Origin of the sequence: Pseudomonas corrugata, from assembly GCF_050920615.1 — a bacterium.
Classification (GTDB): Bacteria; Pseudomonadota; Gammaproteobacteria; order Pseudomonadales; family Pseudomonadaceae; genus Aquipseudomonas; species Aquipseudomonas corrugata.
In genome coordinates, this window is sequence record NZ_CP130434.1 from 2231309 (window position 1) to 2251752 (window position 20444).

General features: G+C 60.3%; 19 protein-coding genes and 1 pseudogene. 11 read left to right on the forward strand and 9 right to left on the reverse strand.

Annotation, left to right across the window (positions count from 1 at the left end):
* The first annotated feature begins 58 nt into the window (after positions 1-58).
* Both earP and QZH45_RS10250 read left to right on the forward strand, forming a co-directional pair.
* Entirely contained in the window at positions 59-1192 is a 1134-nt protein-coding gene (gene earP, locus QZH45_RS10245; RefSeq protein ID WP_055136079.1) for an elongation factor P maturation arginine rhamnosyltransferase EarP, read from the forward strand.
* Between the two features lie 48 nt (positions 1193-1240).
* Positions 1241-1810, forward strand: a complete 570-nt coding sequence (locus QZH45_RS10250; protein WP_007955690.1) for an elongation factor P — start codon at positions 1241-1243, stop codon at positions 1808-1810.
* A gap of 84 nt (positions 1811-1894) precedes the next feature.
* Here the strand turns inward: QZH45_RS10250 and QZH45_RS10255 are convergent, their stop codons facing one another.
* The 3 genes from QZH45_RS10255 to QZH45_RS10265 all read right to left on the reverse strand — a co-directional run bounded on the left by QZH45_RS10255 (position 1895) and on the right by QZH45_RS10265 (position 4183).
* Positions 1895-2908, reverse strand: a complete 1014-nt coding sequence (locus tag QZH45_RS10255; protein WP_024776689.1) for an alpha/beta hydrolase — start codon at positions 2906-2908, stop codon at positions 1895-1897.
* 34 nt (positions 2909-2942) lie between these two features.
* Positions 2943-3362 (reverse strand): organic hydroperoxide resistance protein, encoded by a 420-nt coding sequence (locus QZH45_RS10260; protein WP_024776690.1) that lies wholly within the window; start codon positions 3360-3362, stop codon positions 2943-2945.
* Positions 3363-3721: 359 nt separating this feature from the next.
* Positions 3722-4183, reverse strand: a complete 462-nt coding sequence (locus QZH45_RS10265) for a MarR family winged helix-turn-helix transcriptional regulator (RefSeq protein ID WP_024776691.1) — start codon at positions 4181-4183, stop codon at positions 3722-3724.
* Positions 4184-4327: 144 nt separating this feature from the next.
* On the opposite strand from QZH45_RS10265, the gene QZH45_RS10270 reads away from it, so the two are divergent.
* The gene (locus tag QZH45_RS10270) at positions 4328-5077 is read left to right on the forward strand and encodes a sulfite exporter TauE/SafE family protein (RefSeq protein ID WP_024776692.1); all 750 of its coding nucleotides are present in this window, start codon (positions 4328-4330) and stop codon (positions 5075-5077) included.
* Here the strand turns inward: QZH45_RS10270 and QZH45_RS10275 are convergent.
* Positions 5067-5921, reverse strand: coding sequence for a LysR substrate-binding domain-containing protein (locus tag QZH45_RS10275; RefSeq protein ID WP_024776693.1), 855 nt, complete (start codon positions 5919-5921; stop codon positions 5067-5069). The two genes, QZH45_RS10270 and QZH45_RS10275, sit on opposite strands and share 11 nt — an antisense overlap.
* 97 nt (positions 5922-6018) lie before the next feature.
* Between QZH45_RS10275 and QZH45_RS10280 the strand changes: the two genes are divergently transcribed.
* Both QZH45_RS10280 and QZH45_RS10285 read left to right on the forward strand, forming a co-directional pair.
* Positions 6019-6237 (forward strand): DUF1127 domain-containing protein, encoded by a 219-nt coding sequence (locus tag QZH45_RS10280; RefSeq protein WP_041020071.1) that lies wholly within the window; start codon positions 6019-6021, stop codon positions 6235-6237.
* A gap of 64 nt (positions 6238-6301) precedes the next feature.
* The gene (locus tag QZH45_RS10285; RefSeq protein ID WP_055136077.1) at positions 6302-7531 is read left to right on the forward strand and encodes a winged helix-turn-helix domain-containing protein; all 1230 of its coding nucleotides are present in this window, start codon (positions 6302-6304) and stop codon (positions 7529-7531) included.
* Positions 7532-7644: 113 nt separating this feature from the next.
* Here the strand turns inward: QZH45_RS10285 and QZH45_RS10290 are convergent, their stop codons facing one another.
* Entirely contained in the window at positions 7645-8991 is a 1347-nt protein-coding gene (locus QZH45_RS10290; protein ID WP_024776696.1) for a class II 3-deoxy-7-phosphoheptulonate synthase, read from the reverse strand.
* A 127-nt stretch (positions 8992-9118) separates the two neighbouring features.
* Here QZH45_RS10290 and QZH45_RS10295 point away from each other — a divergent pair, with 127 nt between their 5' ends.
* The gene (locus tag QZH45_RS10295; protein WP_053193579.1) at positions 9119-9874 is read left to right on the forward strand and encodes a spermidine synthase; all 756 of its coding nucleotides are present in this window, start codon (positions 9119-9121) and stop codon (positions 9872-9874) included.
* A gap of 364 nt (positions 9875-10238) precedes the next feature.
* A pseudogene (locus tag QZH45_RS10300) lies at positions 10239-11946 on the forward strand (DEAD/DEAH box helicase).
* 213 nt (positions 11947-12159) lie between these two features.
* Here the strand turns inward: QZH45_RS10300 and QZH45_RS10305 are convergent.
* The gene (locus QZH45_RS10305) at positions 12160-12927 is read right to left on the reverse strand and encodes a DODA-type extradiol aromatic ring-opening family dioxygenase (protein WP_055136913.1); all 768 of its coding nucleotides are present in this window, start codon (positions 12925-12927) and stop codon (positions 12160-12162) included.
* A gap of 103 nt (positions 12928-13030) precedes the next feature.
* On the opposite strand from QZH45_RS10305, the gene QZH45_RS10310 reads away from it, so the two are divergent.
* Positions 13031-13684 (forward strand): thiopurine S-methyltransferase, encoded by a 654-nt coding sequence (locus tag QZH45_RS10310; protein ID WP_053193571.1) that lies wholly within the window; start codon positions 13031-13033, stop codon positions 13682-13684.
* A gap of 74 nt (positions 13685-13758) precedes the next feature.
* Here QZH45_RS10310 and htpX read toward each other — a convergent pair whose 3' ends face one another.
* Together htpX and QZH45_RS10320 are read right to left on the reverse strand one after the other, a co-directional pair.
* Positions 13759-14646 carry a protease HtpX gene (gene htpX, locus QZH45_RS10315; RefSeq protein ID WP_024776701.1) on the reverse strand — a complete coding sequence of 296 codons (888 nt, stop codon included), beginning with the start codon at positions 14644-14646 and terminating at the stop codon, positions 13759-13761.
* Positions 14647-14945: 299 nt separating this feature from the next.
* On the reverse strand, positions 14946-16157 hold the full coding sequence (locus QZH45_RS10320; RefSeq protein ID WP_024776702.1) for a pyridoxal phosphate-dependent aminotransferase: 1212 nt from the start codon (positions 16155-16157) through the stop codon (positions 14946-14948).
* Positions 16158-16374: 217 nt separating this feature from the next.
* Here QZH45_RS10320 and msrB point away from each other — a divergent pair, with 217 nt between their 5' ends.
* From msrB to QZH45_RS10335, 3 genes are all read left to right on the forward strand, one after another.
* Positions 16375-16770: a peptide-methionine (R)-S-oxide reductase MsrB gene (gene msrB, locus QZH45_RS10325; RefSeq protein WP_024776703.1), complete on the forward strand. Its 396-nt coding sequence runs from the start codon at positions 16375-16377 to the stop codon at positions 16768-16770.
* A 263-nt stretch (positions 16771-17033) separates the two neighbouring features.
* Entirely contained in the window at positions 17034-17519 is a 486-nt protein-coding gene (locus tag QZH45_RS10330) for a glutathione peroxidase (protein WP_024776704.1), read from the forward strand.
* Complete coding sequence (locus QZH45_RS10335) at positions 17516-17977, forward strand: MarR family winged helix-turn-helix transcriptional regulator (protein WP_024776705.1); 462 nt, start codon at positions 17516-17518, stop codon at positions 17975-17977. The genes QZH45_RS10330 and QZH45_RS10335 overlap by 4 nt, the downstream gene beginning before the upstream one ends.
* On the opposite strand, the gene QZH45_RS10340 is transcribed toward QZH45_RS10335, so the two are convergent.
* Positions 17961-20282 carry a hybrid sensor histidine kinase/response regulator gene (locus tag QZH45_RS10340; RefSeq protein ID WP_024776706.1) on the reverse strand — a complete coding sequence of 774 codons (2322 nt, stop codon included), beginning with the start codon at positions 20280-20282 and terminating at the stop codon, positions 17961-17963. The two genes, QZH45_RS10335 and QZH45_RS10340, sit on opposite strands and share 17 nt — an antisense overlap.
* Positions 20283-20444 lie beyond the last annotated feature (162 nt).

Sequence of the window (20444 nt, forward strand, 5' to 3'; positions counted from 1 at the left end):
CTCTTCTGCATCATCGGTTTATTCGGGACAATCAAGGCTTTGCCACAGGGAATCGGGAATGGCCGTGCGTTGGGATATTTTTTGCACCGTCGTCGATAACTTTGGCGACATCGGCGTCACCTGGCGCCTGGCGCGGCAATTGGTGGCCGAACACCAGTGCGCGGTCCGGCTATGGGTCGATGATCTGCGTGCCTTCGAACGGCTGTGTCCGGAAGTCGACGTGACGCTGGCCGAGCAATGGCAACAAGGCGTGGATGTTCGCCATTGGCCCAAGGACTGGCCGGGCGCCGATGCCGCGGATGTAGTGATCGCCGCGTTTGCCTGCCAGTTGCCGGGTGCCTACATGGACGCAATGGCGGAGCGCCGGACCACGCCGCTGTGGATGAACCTGGATTACCTCAGTGCCGAGGATTGGGTGACCGGTTGCCACGGGTTGCCGTCGGTCAAATACCGGCATGTCCAGAAGTATTTCTTTTTCCCCGGCTTTCGCGAGGGGACCGGAGGTTTGCTGCACGAGTCTGGATTACTGGAGCGACGTCGGCAGTTTCAGCAGGATATCGCGGCGCAACGGATGTTTCTGCAAGGGCTGGGCGTCGAGCGGACGCCGGATGCGCGGCTGATTTCGCTGTTCGCCTACGAAAACGCCGGGCTGGCCAGCTGGTTCGATGCGATGGCCGGAGATACCCAGCCGTCCCATGTGCTGGTTCCCGAAGGGCGGGTGCTGGGAGATGTCGAGCGTTGGCTCGGGGTTGCCAACCTCAAGATCGGTGCATTGCATCGACGCGGCGCCCTTACGGTACAGGTGCTGCCGTTCCTCCGGCAGGACCAATACGATCAGTTGCTCTGGTGCTGCGATTTCAATGCCGTGCGCGGCGAAGACTCTTTCGTGCGTGCCCAATGGGCAGGTCGACCTTTCCTCTGGCATATCTACCAGCAGGAAGAAGACGTTCATCTGGAAAAGCTCGACGCATTTCTCAGGCTATATACCCAGGGGCTTCCAGGGCCGGCCGAAAAAGCGATGAGCGGTCTCTGGCGGGCGTGGAATGCCGGCCAGGACATGTCCGGACACTGGGAAACCACCTGCGAACAGCAACCGGCGCTGGCTGAACATGCCCGTGCATGGTGTCTGGAACAGGCCTCGCGACCCGATCTTGCCGCGGCGCTGGTGAAGTTTTATGGAAATTGGATATGATACGCGGCCTAGATTTTTGTAAATCCCATCCAAATTCGGATATTCGCAATGAAAACTGGTAAAGAACTCAAACCCGGTACCGTGATTCGTATCGACAACGATCCTTGGCTGGTTCAGAAAGCTGAATTCACCAAGTCGGGTCGTAACAGCGCGATCATGAAGACCAAGCTGAAAAACCTGCTGACCGGTTACAAGACCGAAACCGTTTACGGTGCGGACGACAAACTGGACGACGTGATCCTCGACCGCAAGGAAGCGACCCTGTCCTTCATCAGCGGCGACTCCTACACGTTCATGGACACCACTGACTACACCATGTACGAGCTGAACGCCGAAGACATCGAAAGCGTTCTGCCATTCGTGGAAGAAGGCATGACCGACGTCTGCGAAGCCGTGTTCTTCGAAGGCCGTCTGGTTTCCGTAGAGCTACCGACCACCATCGTGCGTCAGGTTGACTACACCGAAGGTTCCGCGCGCGGCGACACTTCCGGCAAGGTGATGAAGCCTGCCAAACTGAAGAACGGTACCGAGCTGTCGGTTGCTGACTTCATCGAAATCGGCGATATGATCGAGATCGATACCCGCGAAGGCGGTTCCTACAAAGGCCGCGCTAAATAAGCGAAGTCTTGTGTGAAAAAAAGCCCGACCATTGAGTCGGGCTTTTTCATTTCTGCGGGGGCCTGTCAGTCCCCTCGCCATCCTTCATTTCAGATGCTGTTTCAACTCTTCAGACACCTGCAGCATTGCTGAACGCACTGCCGGCACCTGGCTGACCACGTTGAGCAAGCCATAGTCGTGAATCATGCCGTTGTAGCGTACCGCTGTGACCGGCACACCGGCCGCATCCAGTTTGCGCGCATAGGCTTCACCTTCATCGCGCAGTACATCGGCCTCGGCGGTCTGTACCAGAGCGGGCGGCAGGCCCTTGAGTTGTGCGGTGCTGGCTCGCAGCGGCGAGGCATAGATCTCGTTACGTTGCCCGGCATCGGTGGTGTAGTTGTCCCAGAACCATTTCATCATGTTTTTGCTGAGGAAATGTCCCTCGGCGAATTGGTTGTAGGACGCGGTCTCGAAGTTCGCATCGGTCACCGGCCATAACAGCGCCTGGAAGCGGATCGCCGGCGTGCCCTTGTCCTTGGCCATCAAGGCCACGACGGCTGCCATGTTGCCGCCGACGCTGTTACCCGCCACGGCCAGGCGCTTGCCGTCGACATTGATCTGCTTGCCATGCTCGGCCACCCATTTAGTTGCGGCATAGGCCTGGTTGATCGCCACCGGGTAATGCGCCTCGGGGGAGGGCGTGTAGTTGACGAACACCGCCACGGCACCCGACCCCGCCACCAGGTCCCGAACCAGGCGTTCGTGGGTCGGGAAATCTCCCAGGACCCAGCCACCGCCGTGGAAGAACATGAACACGGGTAACTCACCCTTGACCCCGGCCGGGCGAACGATGGTCAGGCTGATCGACTGACCATCGACCTTGATGGTCTTCTCGCTGACATCCGCCTTCGGCAAGGCCAATTTCACCCCCGCCTGGGCACCGACCAGTACTGCGCGGGCATCCTTCGGCGACAGTTGTTCCAGGGGCTTGCCGGTGCCGGCATTCAATGCGTCGAGAAACGCCTGGGTATTGTGCTCGACGATGCCGTCGGCGAAGGCGCTGCTGACGCCAAGTGCGAGAAGGGTGCCGGTCAGGGCCTTGGTGAACGTGTTCATGGGAGTCTCCTTGATTCGGTCCGGATCGGTGGGTTTAAACGGTCACGTGCAGGCGAACATCAACGTTGCCGCGGGTGGCGTTGGAGTACGGGCAGACCTGGTGAGCCGCGTCCACCAGGCTTTGCGCGTCGGTCTGGTCCAGGCCGGGCAAGCTGATGTGCAGGTCGATGTCGAGGCCGAAACCGCCGGGAATCTGACCGATGCCAACATGGGCGGTGATCGAGGCGTCGTCCGGAATCTTGCGTTTGCTTTGGCCGGCGACGAATTTCAGGGCGCCGATGAAGCAGGCCGAGTAGCCGGCAGCAAACAGTTGTTCCGGGTTGGTCGCCGCACCGCCGGCACCGCCGAGTTCTTTAGGCGTGGCGAGTTTTACGTCGAGGATGTTGTCGCTGGAGATCGCACGACCGTCACGGCCGCCGGTGGAGGTTGCGATTGCGGTGTAGAGAGTTTGCATGGTGAGAGCCTCGTTTCTGGGGTGGTGTTATCGCGCTAAATGTTTGCGCGCTAAGTAGGTGTGAAGAGAATATAGTCAGCAAATATTTAGCGCGCAAGATAAATTTTTGGTCGAGGTTCTGCTTTTCAAACTCAATAGCCATGAAAGCCTTGAGTTAAAGCTGTTTGATTGGATGAAATTTTTTTAGCGGAGGCTGGAGTGACGCCATCGCGAGCAGGCTCGCTCCCACAGTGGTACTGGGATGTTCTCGGAAAACGCGTCCATCACAAACCCCTTGTGGGAGCGAGCCTGTTCGCGATAGCGGTGGGTCAGTTGAAGAGGGGCTGATGTCTTCGCAGACCTGCCCCCTGGAGATGGGGTTACAGACTGTCCTGCAAGTGGCTGCGCAGCGCCTGCAGCTCCAGTTGCAGCTTCTTCAGCTGTTCCATGGTCTGGCCGCTGGCGCCAAGGATGCACTGTGGAATATCCAGGGCCTTCTCTCGCAGGGTGCGGCCCTGTTCGGTGAGTTCGACGATCACCACGCGTTCATCTTCACGGCTGCGGGTGCGGCTCAGCAGGCCTTCGGCCTCCAGGCGCTTGAGCAGGGGTGTCAGCGAGCCGGGGTCGGTGAGCAGGCGCGTACTGATTTCACCGACGGTCAAGCCGTCTTTCTCCCACAACACCATCATCGCCAGATATTGGGGATAGGTCAGGCCCAAGGCTTGCAGCAACGGTTTGTAGACCTTGGTCATCATCAGCGATGTGGAATGCAGGGCAAAGCAGACCTGGTTATCGAGCAACAGGGCTTCGCAGGGTTCGGGGGTGTCGCGCTGGGAGCTCATGGCAAAACCTTCAATCGATAATCCAACGAATCTAGCGTGCGAACCTTTAAGGCGCCAGATAATTCCTGCGTTCTGATCAGATGTTGCGTTTCCCCACTGACACCAACTGCGTAGGATAGACGCCCTGATGAAGGGGGAACGTCCGTGATCGAAGTTGCATTGTATCTGGTGTTGGGAGCTGCATTGGGCACCTTGGGGGGATTGTTCGGGATCGGTGGTGGGCTGATCGCGATTCCGGTATTGGGCGTATGGTTCGGCCTGGACCAGCAGATTGCCCAAGGTACCGCCCTGGTGATGGTGGTCCCCAATGTGATGCTCGCGCTGTGGCGGTATCATCAGCGCAATCGCATTGAGTTGCGTCACGTGCTGCCATTGGCTTCCATGGGCTTCTGCTTTGCCTGGCTCGGCTCGATCTGGGCCGTAGGTGTCGACGCCGAAAGCATGCGAGTCGGATTTGTCGCGTTCCTGGTGGTCCTGGCGGCCTATAACCTGATCCGAATGTTTACCGGCACCGCACCGGCTTCAGCGCAGATGCGCCACGGCTGGCCATGGCTGGGGGTATTGGGGGCGGCATCCGGGACCATGGGCGGTCTGTTCGGTGTCGGCGGCGCCGTCGTTGCGACTCCGGTTCTGACCAGCCTGTTCGGTACCTCCCAGGTAGTCGCCCAAGGTTTGTCGCTGTCGCTGGCATTGCCCAGCACCGGCGTTACCCTCGCTACCTATGCATTCCACCATCAAGTGAACTGGTGGATCGGCTTGCCACTGGCCGTCGGCGGTTTGCTGAGCATCAGTTGGGGAGTGAAGGTCGCCCACGCGATGCCGGAGCGGCTATTGCGCGGACTGTTCTGCGGGTTCCTGGTGCTGTGCGCAGTGCTGCTCGCCTTTAAAGTTTGAAGCCTTCAACGATGTGCTCGGCCAGGCACTCGGTGATGGGCGATGGATTGTGCAGGTTGCGGATCAGCATGATGCTGGCCTCAGGCAGCTCCGGCAGGTTTTCGGCCTCGCCGAGTACGCGCATGTCCGGTGTCAGCAGGCTTTCCAGTTGCGCGGTGATCGCCAGGCCCGCGCCCACCACTGCCATCAGTGCCGACAGGCTGGAACTGTTGTAGGCCACCCGATATTCGCGGCCCATGGCATCCAGGGCATTGCAGGCCCATTGCCGGCAGAAGCAATCGCTATTGAACATCGCCAGTGGCAGCGGTGTTTTCTCATGGGCGCTGAAACACGCTGCTTCGGCCCAGACAAAGCGCTCCTTGCGCAATAACTGGCCGATTTCATCCCCTGGTTTACGGGTCACGATGGACAGGTCCAGGTCCTGGCGCAACAGCAACTGCTTGGACGATTCGCAGTGCACTTCAATTTCGATCAGCGGATAGAACTGGGCAAAGCGCTGCAGGATGCCGGGCAAAAAGCGCATCACGTAGTCATCCGGCGTGCCGATACGCACGGTGCCGACCATATGCGGTTCACGCAAGGTGTTGAACACCTCGCTGTGCAGCTTGAGGATGCGCCGGGCGTAACCCAATAGCACCTGGCCTTCGGCGGTGAGCTTGACCTGGCGCCCGTCACGCTCGAACAACCGGCGCTGCAAGACATCTTCTTCGAGGCGCTTCATCTGCATGCTGACGGCGGATTGGGTGCGATTGACCAATTCACCGGCGCGGGTAAAACCGCCCTGGTCGGCAATGGCGACGAAGGTCCGCAGCACTTCCGTATCGATGCTCGGGTAACTCGACAATTGATCAATCTCCGAGATGTATTGCATAAGAAACATTCGTTGGATTGATCTTAGCCTTGGGGCGAGACTTGAACCACCCCCAACGGAGGACATCACGATGAAAGGTCAGAAAGGATACGTATCGATAGATAGACATTCATTCCATTTTTCCCTCAGCGACCTGCTGCACAAGTTTAGCCGCTGGTATGAATTGCACCACGAGCGCGAATTGCTCGCCGGTCTGAGCGACGAGGCGCTCAAGGACATCGGCGTCAGTCGTGCAGATGTAGAGCAGGAAGTGGTTCGGCCATTCTGGGATGACCCAATGCACAAATGAGCCATCCCTCCCTACACAAATCAGTAACTGGTGAGGTAGGTTGCGAGCAGAGAAGGAGATCTCCATGCCCGCGACTGTGTCCTTTACCCTCAAACAGGCCCGGCGTCTGGCGTTGGCCGCTCAGGGATTCAATGGGCGGCTGGCGCCGGCTTCGGTGCAACCCGCACGTCTCAACCGCCTGATCGAACGCCTCGGCGTGCTGCAGATCGATTCGGTCAATGCGCTGGTGCGTTCGCATTACCTCCCGCTGTTTTCCCGCCTCGGTCATTACAACCCCGATCTGCTCGATCAAGCGGCCTGGAGCCAGGGGCGGCGTCGCACGCTGTTCGAATACTGGGGACACGAAGCGTCGCTGTTGCCCCTGTCGATGTATCCGCTGATGCGCTGGCGCATGACCCGCGCGATACGTGGCGAAGGCATCTATCAGCAATTGGCGCGCTTCGGCCGCGAGCGGCAGGATGTCATCCGCCGCGTCTTGGCGGCAGTCCGGGAACAAGGCGCCCTGGGCGCCGGCAGTCTATCCACACGGGCGGAAAAGGCTGGCCCCTGGTGGGATTGGAGTGCCGAGAAGCACGCGCTGGAGTGGCTGTTCGCCGCGGGCGAGGTCACGGTGGCCGGGCGGCGTGGCTTCGAGCGGCTCTACGACTTGCCGGAGCGAGTACTTCCGGCCTCGGTCCTGGAACAACCGGTTCCGGACGAGGCCCAGGCCCAACGCGCCTTACTGTTGCATGCCGCCGGAGCATTGGGCGTCGGCACTGAAAAAGACCTGCGCGATTATTTCCGTCTCGATCCGACCGACAGCCGTGGGCGACTGGCCGAGCTGGAGGAAAACGGTGAGCTGTTGCGTTGCCAGGTGCAAGGCTGGAAGCAGCCGGCCTGGTGTCTGCCGGGTGGGAAAATTCCTCGCAACGTGACAGCCAGCGCCTTGCTCTCGCCGTTTGATTCGCTGGTCTGGGAGCGCAATCGTACCGAACGGCTATTCGACTTCCGTTATCGACTGGAAATTTATACCCCGGCCCACAAGCGGGTGTATGGCTATTACGTGTTGCCTTTCCTGCACAACGAACGAATCGCTGCTCGGGTGGATCTTCGGGCAGAGAGAGCCCAAGGCCGGTTGGCGGTGCACGCCGTGCATGAGGAGCAGCCGGGGTTGGACGAGGAGGGGATACAGGTCTTGGCGATGAATCTGCGGCGCATGGCCGACTGGTTGGGGTTGGAGCGGGTTCAGCTCAATTGCCAACGGGCGAGTGGGGTTCGGTTGGCGGGGGCGTTGGCTGGAATCGACGGTGGTTGATCGGGCCCCATCGCGAGCAGGCTCGCTCCCACATTGACCGTGCTGTTCACAACTATTGTGTGCACCGAATCACCTGTGGGAGCGAGCCTGCTCGCGATGGCGTTTGAAAGACGTTAGCGCCGAACCTGCTTCAACGTCTCGGCAATCAGGAACGCCAGCTCCAGCGACTGATCGGCATTCATCCGCGGATCGCAATGGGTGTGATAACGATCCGACAGTCCATCCTCGGTAATCGGCCGCGCACCGCCGATGCATTCGGTGACGTTTTGTCCGGTCATCTCGATGTGAATGCCGCCGGCATAAGTGCCTTCGGCTTCGTGGACCTGGAAGAACTGCTTCACTTCGCCGAGGATCTGCGCGAAATCCCGGGTCTTGTAGCCGCTGCTGGCCTTGATGGTGTTGCCATGCATGGGGTCGGAGCTCCACAGCACCTGCTTGCCTTCGCGCTGCACGGCGCGCAATAGCTGGGGCAGATGATCGCCGACCTTGTTCGCGCCCATCCGCGCGATCAGGTTCAGCCGACCCGGGTCGTTGTCCGGGTTGAGCACGTCGATCAGGCGAATCAGGTCGTCAGGGTCCATGCTCGGGCCAACCTTGACCCCGATCGGGTTGTTCACGCCGCGCAGGAATTCGACATGGGCACCGTCCAACTGGCGGGTGCGGTCGCCGATCCAGAGCATGTGGGCAGAACAGTCGTAGTAATCGTTGGTCAGGCTGTCACGGCGCACGAACGCTTCTTCGTAGTTGAGCAGCAGCGCTTCGTGTGCGGTGAAGAAGCTGGTTTCGCGCAGTTGCGGCGAACTGTCCATGCCGCAGGCGCGCATGAAGGCCAGGGTTTCGTCGATGCGGTCGGCCAGGTGGCTGTACTTTTCCGCCAGAGCCGAGTTGGCGATGAAATCCAGGTTCCACTTGTGCACTTGATGCAGGTCTGCAAACCCACCCTGGGCGAACGCCCGCAGCAGGTTCAAGGTGGCGGTGGACTGGTGGTAGGACTGCAGCAGGCGTTCCGGGTCCGGTACGCGACTCCGCTCGTCGAAGCCGATGCCGTTGACGATATCGCCCCGGTAGGCCGGCAGGGTCACGCCGTCGATGGTTTCATCGTTGGCCGAACGTGGTTTGGCGAACTGCCCGGCCATGCGTCCGACCTTGACCACCGGGCAGCCGGCGGCAAAGGTCATGACGATTGCCATCTGCAGCAGCACCTTGAAGGTGTCGCGGATCTTTGCCGCGGAGAACTCCGCGAAGCTTTCGGCGCAATCGCCGCCTTGTAGCAAAAAGGCTCGGCCCTGGGTGACTTCGGCGAACTGGCGGCGCAGTTCCCGGGCTTCTCCGGCAAACACCAGCGGCGGATAGCTGGCAAGGGTCTGCTCGACTTGCAGCAGGTGCGCCGCGTCGGGGTAGCGGGGTTGTTGCTGGATCGGCAGGGCGCGCCAGCTGTCAGGGCTCCAGGGTTGGCTCATCATGATCTCTAGGTGATTGACGCTCGGACAGCCATGTTATCAGCAAATTAGTGCGTGACCTGTTCCCGTCGCTTGGCCGACAATCGCGCTTTTGCCGCCGTCCGCCCGGCAGCCATCAGGAGATGAAATGACAGAGGAGCGCGTCGAGCATCTGCTCGCCGAGGTGCACGACGAGTTCGGCATGATCCGGGTCCTCGAAGTGGCCGATTACCGGTTTCTCGAATTCGGCGATGCCATCGAGCAGAGCTGCGTGTTCACGGCCGATCCAAGCTGGCTCGAATATGACTACACCCGCGCAATGCTGATCGGCGCGTTGTGCCACGAGCAGCCGGAAAGCGCGCTGTTCCTGGGGTTGGGCGCCGGTACACTGACCCAGGCCTGCCTCAGGTTCCTGCCGCTGGAGGACGTCGAGGCCATCGAACTGCGTCCCGATGTGCCGCGCCTGGCCATCGAATACCTGGGGCTGGATGACGATCCGCGGCTGTACATCCGCGTCGGCGATGCCCTGGAGTTGTTGGAAACGGCAGAGCCTGCGGACCTGATCTTCGTTGACCTCTACACCGATGTAGGCCCCGGTGTGGGCCACCTGGCCTGGGGTTTCCTGGAAAACTGCCAGAAGCGGTTGAACCCCGGCGGCTGGCTGGTGATCAACCAGTGGGCCACCGACGACGGCAAGCCGCTGGGCGCGGCGCTGTTGCGTGGCCTGTATCACCGGCACTACTGGGAATTGCCGGTGAAGGAGGGCAATGTGATCCTGATCGTGCCGGCGGACCTGGAACAGGCGATGGATATGCAAGGTCTGACCGCACGGGCCGAAGCGCTTGCACCGCGATTGGGTTATTCGTTGCTGCCGTTGATCAAGGCTATCCGACCGGCAACCTGATACAACCGAGAATCCTGTGGCGAGGGGATTTATCCCCGCTCGGCTGCGAAGCAGGCGTTGGCTTTAAAACCCTATGGGCCTGCTTCGCAGTCCAGCGGGGATAAATCCCCTCGCCACATAGGTGAACCGGTTTAGTGGCTCTAAAAAAATCTCCCTTTTCAGGCGAATTCCGGTATAGTGCGCGCCGGCCTTTAGCCGGGCCGCGTCAAGGTAGCGCAATTTTTCGAAGCCAGCTTCGGTTGCATGTCCCCACAACGGATGCTTCCACGACGTTCTTTTTCATTCATTCGTTTTCGCAAATCCCCGCCGACAAAGCTGCCAGGGCGACTCTTGAGTCTCAACACGGCATGTGCAGCTTTGGAGCATGGGTCTTTGCGGATGCACTTAGAGGCAGACCCATGACCCAGGAAATCGGCGGCTTCGCCGCTCTTGAACTTCATCCCAATATTGTCGCTGCAGTAGTCGCTACCGGCTATGAAGAGCCTTCGGCCATTCAGCAGCAGTCGATCCCGATCATTCTCGCCGGTCACGATATGATTGGTCAGGCGCAAACCGGTACGGGTAAGACCGCCGCGTTCGCCTTGCCTATCCTGCACCGCATTGATCCGTCCAAGCGCGAGCCGCAAGCTCTGATCCTGGCCCCAACCCGTGAGTTGGCGCTGCAAGTTGCAACTGCTTTCGAAACCTACGCCAAGCAAATGCCGGGCGTAACTGTTGTGGCTGTCTACGGCGGCGCGCCGATGGGCCCACAATTGAAAGCCATCCGTAATGGCGCACAGATCGTTGTCGCCACCCCGGGCCGTCTGTGCGACCACCTGCGTCGCGACGAGAAAGTCCTGGCCACCGTGAACCACCTGGTTCTCGACGAAGCCGACGAAATGCTCAAGCTGGGCTTCATGGACGACCTGGAAGTGATCTTCAAGGCCATGCCGGAAACCCGTCAGACCGTACTGTTCTCGGCCACCCTGCCGCAGTCGATCCGTGCGATCGCCGAGCGTCACCTGAAGGACCCGAAACACGTCAAGATCCAGAGCAAGACCCAGACCGTCACCGCGATCGAACAGGCCCACCTGTTGGTTCACGCCGACCAGAAGACATCCGCTGTCCTCAGCTTGCTGGAAGTGGAAGACTTCGACGCCCTGATCATGTTCGTGCGCACCAAGCAAGCGACCCTGGACCTGGCCAGCGCCCTGGAAGCCAAAGGCTACAAAGCCGCTGCGCTGAACGGTGACATTGCCCAGAACCAGCGTGAGCGCGTGATCGACTCCCTCAAGGATGGCCGCCTGGACATCGTTGTGGCGACCGACGTGGCTGCCCGTGGCCTGGACGTTCCGCGCATCACCCACGTGTTCAACGTGGACATGCCGTACGATCCGGAATCCTACGTTCACCGTATCGGCCGTACCGGTCGTGCTGGTCGCGAAGGTCGTGCGCTGCTGCTGGTGACTCCGCGCGAGCGCCGCATGCTGCAGGTGATCGAGCGTGTCACCGGGCAGAAGGTGGCTGAAGTTCGCCTGCCGGACGCCCAGGCCGTTCTCGATGCTCGCATCAAGAAGCTGACCAACAGCCTGTCGCCGCTGGTGGCTGACGCCGAATCGACCCACGGTGATCTGCTCGATCGCCTGACTGCCGACATCGGTTGCAGCCCACGCGCCCTGGCCGCCGCCCTGTTGCGCAAGGCCACCAATGGTCAGGCACTGAACCTGGCTGCCATCGAGAAGGAGCGTCCTCTGGTGCCGAACAGCGCACCACGTGGCGATCGTCCCGAGCGTAGCGGGGACCGTCCGGACCGTGGCGACCGTGAGCGTCGTGCACCGATCCCGCTGGCCGAAGGCCGTGCCCGTTGCCGTACCGCGCTGGGTGCCCGTGACGGCATCGCCGCCAAGAACCTGCTGGGCGCGATCCTCAATGAGGGTGGCCTGGCCCGTGAAGCCATCGGTCGCATCCAGGTGCGTGACAGCTTCAGCCTGGTGGAATTGCCGGAAGATGGTCTGGAGAAACTGCTGACCAAGCTCAAGGACACTCGCGTAGCCGGCAAGCAACTGAAGCTGCGTCGTTATCGCGAAGATTGATCGGCCCTTGGGTTGATTGATCGAGCATGAAAAAATCCCCGACTGGTTCGGGGATTTTTTTTGCCTGTCGTCTGGTGTTCTTTCGGGTTGATTGGTGGTGCTTCATTCGCGAGCAAGCCCGCTCCCACACTTGACCTGTACCAACCGTGATATCCGCAACAACCCCAAACCCCACTGTGCGGGCTTGCTCGCGAAGGGCGCGACCCGGTCCTCTCAATCGAAGCGGTAGATATCCATCCCCAATGTCCCCATCGTGAACCCCTCGTGGACCACGCTGAATCTTGCGCCGGCGCCCCGGGCGAAATACAGCGGCAGCAGGTGCTCGTCGCTGGGATGACTGCGCACGGCATTGGGTGCCTGGCGTCGATAATCATGCAGCGCGGCCTCATCGTCGGCCGCCAGTTTTTCCACGATCCAGTCGCGAAAACCCTTTGCCCAGGGCTCGACGCTCTCGGGGCCGGCGTTCCAGTCGAGGTCGCGCAGGTTGTGGGTGATGCTGCCGGAGCCGATCAGCAGGATGTCCTGCTGGCGCAGGCTCGCAAGCGCCTGGCCGACCCGCGTCTGCAACACAGGGCCTTGGTCGCTGGGCAGTGAAACCTGCACCACCGGGATATCGGCCTGGGGATACATCAGGGACAACGGTACCCAGACGCCGTGGTCTGATGGCCGCTGCACGTCGAGCCGCGCCGGCAGGTGCGCGGCATTGAGCAGGTCTGCCACCCTGGCTGCCAGTTCCGGCTCTCCCGGTGCGGGATATTGCACTTGGTACAGGGCCGGGGGGAACCCGCCAAAATCGTGCCAGGTGCGTGGCTGTGGATTGGCGCTGACCAACAGCTCGCTGCTTTCCCAATGAGCGGACACAATGACGATGGCCGTGGGCCTGGGCAATTGTGCAGCCAGGCGAGCCAGCGCCGGGCCGCTGTCGCCGGGCTCAAGCGCGAGCATTGGCGAGCCGTGGGAAATAAACAGGCTGGGCAGCATGGACGAGCTCCTGAGCGTTAAGATGTGGTCATCTTCTGTCAGGTCAATGATCTAAATCTAATATAAGTTTTAACCTGTTTTGATCGAATTTTTGGAGCGAGTCATGGAGCCCGAGTTTTGGCATAAGCGTTGGTCAACGAATCAGATCGGCTTTCATTCATCGCAAGTGAACCCGTACCTGCAGCGTTTCTGGCCGCAGATGGGCCTGGAGCAGGGCAGCCGTGTGCTGGTGCCGTTGTGTGGCAAGACCCTGGATCTGTTGTGGCTCTCCCAGCAGGGGTATTCGGTATTGGGTGTGGAGCTGTCGGAAAAGGCCATCACTGATTTTTTCGATGAGCATCAGTTGGTGCCGAGTGTAAGCGAGGAGGGGGCTTTCAAGGTGTTCCGTGCCGGAAACATGGAAATCCGCTGCGGTGATTTCTTTGCCTTGGGCCAGGATGACCTGGATGATTGCGAGGCGCTTTACGATCGGGCTGCGTTGATTGCCTTGCCTGCGCAGATGCGTGAGCGATACACGGCACACCTGCAAAGCATCCTGCCGCGCTGCGTCGGGTTGCTGATTACCCTTGAGTACAACCAGGCTGAAATGCCCGGCCCGCCATTTTCCGTGAGTGATGATGAAGTGCAGCGGCTGCTGGGGAATAGCTGGAAGCTGGAGGTCTTGCAGGAGCAGGATGTGCTGGGGGAGAGCTGGAAGTTCCTGCAGGCCGGGGTGACCAGACTGGATGAGCGGGTTTATCGGATTTCCATGGGTTGATGGCGATGGGGGCCGGACAGCAGTACAAGAAAAAGCCCGCATTGCTGCGGGCTTCTTTTTGACGCTCTAACCTATCAGCCGCGGCGACGCAGTGCGTCGATGCGCTCTTCCAGCGGCGGGTGGCTCATGAACAGGCGAGCCAGGCCGTGCTTGATGCCACCGTTGATACCAAAGGCATTCAGCGTGTCGGGCATGTGTACCGGCAGGCCTTGCTCGGCACGCAAGCGTTGCAGCGCGCCGATCATGGCGCTGGTGCCGGCCAGGCGTGCGCCGGCGTCGTCGGCGCGGAATTCGCGTTTGCGCGAGAACCACATGACGATGGCGCTGGCGAGGATGCCCAGTACCAGTTCGGCGAAAATGGTTGCCACGTAGTAGGCGATGCCCTGGCCTTCTTCGTTCTTGAAGATCACCTTGTCGACGAAGTTGCCAATGATGCGTGCAAAGAACATCACGAAGGTGTTCACCACGCCCTGGATCAATGCCAGGGTCACCATGTCGCCGTTGGCGACGTGGCCGATCTCGTGGGCCAGCACGGCTTTGACTTCATCAGGGGAGAACCGCTCGAGCAGGCCCTGGCTGACAGCAACCAGGGCGTCGTTCTTGTTCCAGCCCGTGGCGAAGGCGTTGGCCTCATAGGCCGGGAAAATCCCGACTTCCGGCATCTTGATACCGGCTTCACGGGACAGCTGCTCGACAGTTTGCAGCAGCCATTGCTCGTGGCGCGTGCGCGGCTGGCTGATGATCTGCGTGCTGGTGCTCATCTTCGCCATCCACTTGGAGATGAACAGCGAGAACAGGGAGCCGGCGAAACCGAATACCGCACAGAAGATCAGCAGCTGATTGAGGTTGAGGTCAACCCCGTTGGCCGCCATGAACCCGTTGAAGCCGAAAAGGCTCAGGGTGATGCTGGCAATCAGCACGACCGCCAGGTTAGTGGCCAAGAACAGCAGGATGCGCATCATGGTGGTAGCAATCTCCTCATGCTAAAGATGTAGCGTTATGCGGGGTATATAAGGTGCAGCTGCAGGCTATTCAACTCGGCGACTATTTCAAACTGTGTCCTACAGACGTCCCAAATGAATGAAAGACTTTTCTGAAAGTGGCTGTGGAAAAGCCGGATGCTGCCCTTGCCCCGTGAACGTTGGGCCACGTCGCCCGTCCGCTGCTGAGGTTTCAGTGTAGAAGGCCTGCCGGAGCCGGCGGAGCGGATATGTTGCTGAATCAAACAGCGCGCGAGGTGAGGCGCCTCGCGCGCTACGGCTTACTGTCGGTAGGACTTGAGGAAATTGCCGATCCGGCCAATGGCCTGTTCCAGATCGTCGACTCGCGGCAGGGTCACGACACGGAAATGGTCCGGCCACGGCCAGTTGAACGCCGTGCCCTGGACAATCAGCAGTTTTTCCGACAGCAACAGGTCGAGTACGAATTTTTCATCGTTGTGGATCGGGCAGACCTTCGGGTCGATCCGTGGGAATGCATAAAGCGCGCCCATCGGCTTGACGCAGCTGACGCCGGGAATGTCATTGAGAAGCTCCCAGGTGCGATTGCGCTGTTCCAGCAAGCGGCCTGGTGGCAGGACCAGATCATTGATGCTCTGGTAGCCGCCCAGCGCGGTCTGGATCGCATGCTGGCTCGGTACGTTGGCACACAGGCGCATATTGGCTAGCATGTCGATGCCTTCTATGTAGCTCTGGGCATGATGCTTGGGGCCGGAGATGGCAATCCAGCCGGAGCGGAAACCCGCCACCCGGTAGGACTTGGACAAGCCGTTGAATGTCAGGCACAGCAGGTCCGGCGCCAGGGATGCGGTGCAGATGTGCACCGCATCGTCGTACAGGATCTTGTCGTAGATTTCGTCGGAGAACACCACGAGGTTGTGCTGGCGGGCCAGTTCGAGCATGCCCAGCAATACTTCTTTGGAGTACACCGCACCAGTCGGATTGTTCGGGTTGATGATGACCAGCGCCTTGGTGTTCGGCGTGATTTTGGCCTTGATATCCGCCAGGTCCGGGAACCAGTCGGCCTGTTCATCGCACAGGTAATGCACCGGGTTACCGCCGGACAGGCTTACGGCAGCGGTCCACAGGGGGTAGTCCGGCGCCGGTACCAGCACTTCGTCGCCGTTGTTGAGCAGGGCCTGCATGGACATCACGATCAGCTCGGACACCCCGTTGCCCAGGTAGATGTCTTCGATTCCGACGCCTTCGACCTGCTTCTGCTGGTAGTACTGCATCACGGCCTTGCGCGCGCTGAACAGGCCCTTGGAATCGCTGTAGCCTTGGGCGGTCGGCAGGTTGCGGATCACGTCCTGGAGGATTTCATCGGGCGCCTCGAAACCAAAGGGTGCCGGGTTGCCGATGTTCAGCTTGAGGATGCGATGGCCTTCCTCTTCCAGGCGTTTGGCGTGCTTGAGCACCGGGCCGCGAATGTCGTAGCAGACGTTGGCGAGCTTGTTCGATTTGCTGACCTGCATGGCGATGTGTTCCCGAAGATGAACGATCCAGGTGGCGTGTGGATGGCCGTGCTGGTGATCTTGCGTCTGAGGCGGGCCTGACGCGGCATGGCGTCACAATCCGTTTGAATACCCATGACGCGACTGCCAGACTGGCGCTGACGAGGCGCAATCATACGTGCCGCCCGACCCGCGGAAAAGCGTCGGATCGGGCTTTTTCAATTGCCGAGGTGGGATGATGGAAAAGTTGGAGAAAACCCTTGAGGAATGGCGCGCCATGCTCGACCCCGAGCAGTACAACGTCTGTCGCTTGAAGGGCACCGAACGGCCGTTCTCGGGTAAATACAACGGCACCAAGACCGATGGTGTGTACCACTGCGTCTGCTGCAACGAGCCGCTGTTCGATTCGCAGACCAAATTCGACTCCGGTTGCGGCTGGCCTAGTTTCTACGCGCCAATCGAGGGCAGCGCGGTAGTGGAGGTTCGGGATATCAGCCACGGCATGATCCGCACCGAAGTGGTCTGCGCCAAGTGTGATGCCCACCTGGGTCATGTATTTCCCGACGGCCCGCCGCCCACGGGCTTGCGTTATTGCATCAATTCAGTGTGCCTGGATCTCGTTCCCCGAGAGTAGATCTGTGGCGAGGGGATTTAGCGAAACGTCGCACCGCCCCGCTGGGCTGCGTAGCAGCCCCAATAGGCGTCTACCTGAAGGATCAGGCCGATGCATCCCTCCTTGGGGCTGCTGCGCAGCCCAGCGGGGCGGTGCGACGTTTCGCTAAATCCCCTCGCCACAGGTTTGTGTCAGGGTCTATGGAGGTGGCTGAATAATTAAATTGCACACAATTGAATTGCTCGCTATCTTGCACGCCAGTCCCATTTCTAAGGAGCCTTGCCATGAGCGACAACCTGCTGAGCATTCCCTGCACCACCATCAAGGGTGAGCAAAAGACCCTGGCCGATTTCGCCGGCAAGGCCGTGCTGGTGGTCAACACTGCCAGTCAGTGCGGTTTCACCCCGCAGTACAAGGGGCTTGAGCAGTTGTGGCAGACCTACAAGGATCAGGGCCTGGTGGTATTGGGCTTCCCCTGCAATCAGTTCGGCAAGCAGGAGCCGGGCAATGAAGGGGCGATTTCCGAGTTCTGCGAGCTGAACTTCGGCGTGAGTTTTCCGCTGTTCAAGAAAATCGAGGTCAATGGTGCCAACGCCCATCCGCTGTTTGTCCAGCTCAAGCAGCGGGCACCCGGTGTGCTGGGGTCCAAGGGCATCAAGTGGAATTTCACCAAGTTCCTGGTCGGCAAGGACGGTCAAGTGGTCAAGCGTTTTGCTCCAACCACCAAACCCCAGGACCTGACCCATGAGATCGAAGCCCTGCTCAAATGAATGACCTGCCCGTCGATTCGCTGAAGCTCGACAGTCAATTGTGCTTCAAACTGTACGCCGCTTCGCGGGCGGTGATCCGGGGCTACAAGCCGATGCTCGACCAGCTCGGCCTGACCTACCCGCAATACCTGGCGATGCTGGTGTTGTGGGAGTGGCAGGACGCTGCGCCGGAACAACCCACGGTCAAGGCCCTGGGTGAACGGCTGCTGCTGGATTCCGGCACGTTGACGCCGCTGCTCAAGCGCCTGGAGCAACTCGGCCTGGTCCAGCGCCAGCGTTCGGCCCGGGACGAGCGGGAGGTGCACCTGAGCCTGCTGCCGGCGGGTCTGGCGTTGCGCGAGCAGGTTGGTCCCCTCAAGGCCCGTCTGCTGTGCGACAGCGGGATTGATCTCGATCGCCTGGGGGAACTGCGTAAGGGGCTCGATCATCTGCTGGGGCAGATCAAAGCGCTGACGTAGTCGGCACCCATTGATCCAGCATCGCTGCCAGTTCTTCGCGGCGGAATGGCTTGGACAGGTAATCGGTCATGCCGGCACCCCGGCAGCGTTCTCGCTCCTCGGGCATGGCGTTGGCCGTCAGCGCGACAATCGGCAGGTCTGGCCAGCGACCGCTACGGCGAATCTGCCGGCTGGCTTCGTAGCCGTCCATCACCGGCATGTTGCAGTCCATCAGCACCAGGTCGAAGGTGTGCTGTTCCAGTTGTTCCAGGGCCTCGGCGCCATGGGCGGCGACAATCACTTCGCAGCCGAGCTTGACCAGCATGCCCTTGGCGACCAGTTGGTTGACCGGATTGTCCTCCACCAGCAGCACCCGTGCGCGCCTGGACGGCGGCAAGGCTTCGATCTGCGTGTCATCGATGGTGATCGTCTCGCTCTGCAGGGCACGACGCAGGATCTGATACAACGCATGACGTGCCAGTGGCCGGGCCTGTTGAAGCAGGGGAGCCAAGGCGGCGGCCTGCTCGCTGGGCATGAAGCTGCCGTAGGCGGTGACGAGCAGGATCGGTGCGTTGAAGGTTGGCCGCAGGTTGAACAGGCATTCAGGGCAGTCGGTAATCAGGACATCAGGCTTGAGGCCCAGTAGGTTGTCATCCACGGAGCGTCTCAAGTAGTCCAATCCCCAAGCGGGCAACAGCATGCCCAGTAGCTCGGCCAACCCGCTGCTGTTGGCGGTAATGGCGACGATATTGCCACGCAAGGGGTCGACCGGCGTCGCCGGGGTGTGGCAGGGCAGAGGCAGATCGGCATAGAACTGGCTGCCGAAACCGGCTTCGGAACTGATCGTCAAGCGGCCCTGCATGGCTTCGCAGAGATTGTTGGTCAGCGCCAGGCCCAGCCCGGTGCCACCGAACTGGCGGGTAATCCCGGCGCCGGCCTGGGTGAACGGCTGGAAGATTCTCGCCTGGGCATCCTGGGGAATGCCGATGCCGGTATCGCAGACCGCAATCCGCACCCCGCCTTCATAAGCGCTCAATCGCACATCGACCCGGCCGAAGCGGGTGAACTTGAGCGCGTTGGACAACAGGTTGCTGACGATCTGGCGCACACGGGTCGGGTCGCCGAGCACTTGCGCGGGGAATTGCGGATCAATCAGGCAGGCCAGCTCGACGCTGGGTGCGGCATTCTGCGAAAGCAGGTTGGCCGTGTCTTCGATCAGGGCGCCGAGATCGAACGGGATGCGTTCGAGTTCCAGCTGGCCGGCGTCGAATTTCGACAGGTCGAGAATGTCGTTGAGCAGCTCGACCAACACTTTGCCGGAGTCATGGGCGATCGATAGCTGTTGCTGTTGTTCGGCGGTCAGGGGGCCGTCCAGGGACAAGGCGATCATTCCCAGCAGGCCATTCAATGGCGTGCGGATCTCATGGCTCATGCTGGCCAGGAACGCGGAGCGTGCTTCGGCCATGTCCAGGGCGGTACGCCTGGCCACTTCCAGTTCTTCGTTGGACTGGCTGAGTCGGGCGTTGATGGCCTTGAGTTCGGCAGTGCGAGCCGAGACGATGTTTTCCAGCTGCGCCAGGTATTCGGTAAGGCGATTTTCGGCCATGCGCCGCTGCTGGATTTCGGTGGAGATATTTTCGAACTGCTGGTTGGCGACCGATACCAGTACGCCGATTTCATCGTATTGATGGCCTGAAGGGCATTCCAGGCTGCTCTGTTCGTTGTTGCTCGGGTCGCGGCTGCTCAGCTCGCGGATGACCCGTACCAGGGGTTTGGTCAGCATTACGTAGAACAGTGCCAGTAACAGGCCGGTCAGGATCAGACTGCGGGCGAACCCGTTGAGCAACGTGACTTCGGCCCGACGCAGAAACCGACTGCCGAAAGCATAGGTGTCGACGTCCAGTCGCAAAACACCCAGGGATTCGTTGGGCAGATGGTCCAGGTAGAGCCGGTCTTCGAACCGGCGCTGGGCGCCAAACAGAAAATCGCTGATGAAACGGTACCCGTTCTGCAGCTCGGGTCGTTTGACACTGGCCAGCACGGCATTGTTGTTATCGACCAGCTCGGCGCTGATGATGGCGGGCGAGCGCAACAGGCCCAACGCCAGCTCCTGAGCCAGTTCGGCGTCGATGTTGTAGGCAATGCGCGAGGCCGGGTTGTGGCTGATTTCCAGCAACGACAGGATCTCGCGGTTGATCGATGCGTCTTCGCTGGCATAATCGATGCCGATCTGCATCAGGCTGAGCAAGGTGCCCAGCACGAAGCCCACCAGGACGGTCAGTCGGGCCTGCTTATACGACAGCCGTTGGGTGAATCTGATGTCCATGGAATGGTGAACCACTTACGTTTCCCTTCGCCGGTCAAGCATAGCTGATCATCTCTGGATACCGGTGCGGCCGGTGTGTGCCGGATGGGATGAACCCATCCTTGAGAGCGGCGTTTCGGCGCAGCAGCGCCATCATTACTGTGAATTTGTCCGAGGAGAAGA

Coding starts and splice junctions, on each gene's coding strand:
- msrB (WP_024776703.1), top strand. CDS start 16,375: ATGGAAAAGTTGGAGAAAACCCTTGAGGAATGGCGCGCCATGCTCGAC.
- QZH45_RS10335 (WP_024776705.1), top strand. CDS start 17,516: ATGAATGACCTGCCCGTCGATTCGCTGAAGCTCGACAGTCAATTGTGC.
- QZH45_RS10255 (WP_024776689.1), bottom strand. CDS start 2,908: ATGAACACGTTCACCAAGGCCCTGACCGGCACCCTTCTCGCACTTGGC.
- QZH45_RS10290 (WP_024776696.1), bottom strand. CDS start 8,991: ATGAGCCAACCCTGGAGCCCTGACAGCTGGCGCGCCCTGCCGATCCAG.
- QZH45_RS10280 (WP_041020071.1), top strand. CDS start 6,019: ATGAAAGGTCAGAAAGGATACGTATCGATAGATAGACATTCATTCCAT.
- htpX (WP_024776701.1), bottom strand. CDS start 14,646: ATGATGCGCATCCTGCTGTTCTTGGCCACTAACCTGGCGGTCGTGCTG.
- QZH45_RS10320 (WP_024776702.1), bottom strand. CDS start 16,157: ATGCAGGTCAGCAAATCGAACAAGCTCGCCAACGTCTGCTACGACATT.
- QZH45_RS10285 (WP_055136077.1), top strand. CDS start 6,302: ATGCCCGCGACTGTGTCCTTTACCCTCAAACAGGCCCGGCGTCTGGCG.
- QZH45_RS10250 (WP_007955690.1), top strand. CDS start 1,241: ATGAAAACTGGTAAAGAACTCAAACCCGGTACCGTGATTCGTATCGAC.
- QZH45_RS10340 (WP_024776706.1), bottom strand. CDS start 20,282: ATGGACATCAGATTCACCCAACGGCTGTCGTATAAGCAGGCCCGACTG.
- QZH45_RS10265 (WP_024776691.1), bottom strand. CDS start 4,183: ATGAGCTCCCAGCGCGACACCCCCGAACCCTGCGAAGCCCTGTTGCTC.
- QZH45_RS10305 (WP_055136913.1), bottom strand. CDS start 12,927: ATGCTGCCCAGCCTGTTTATTTCCCACGGCTCGCCAATGCTCGCGCTT.
- QZH45_RS10330 (WP_024776704.1), top strand. CDS start 17,034: ATGAGCGACAACCTGCTGAGCATTCCCTGCACCACCATCAAGGGTGAG.
- QZH45_RS10310 (WP_053193571.1), top strand. CDS start 13,031: ATGGAGCCCGAGTTTTGGCATAAGCGTTGGTCAACGAATCAGATCGGC.
- earP (WP_055136079.1), top strand. CDS start 59: ATGGCCGTGCGTTGGGATATTTTTTGCACCGTCGTCGATAACTTTGGC.
- QZH45_RS10295 (WP_053193579.1), top strand. CDS start 9,119: ATGACAGAGGAGCGCGTCGAGCATCTGCTCGCCGAGGTGCACGACGAG.
- QZH45_RS10260 (WP_024776690.1), bottom strand. CDS start 3,362: ATGCAAACTCTCTACACCGCAATCGCAACCTCCACCGGCGGCCGTGAC.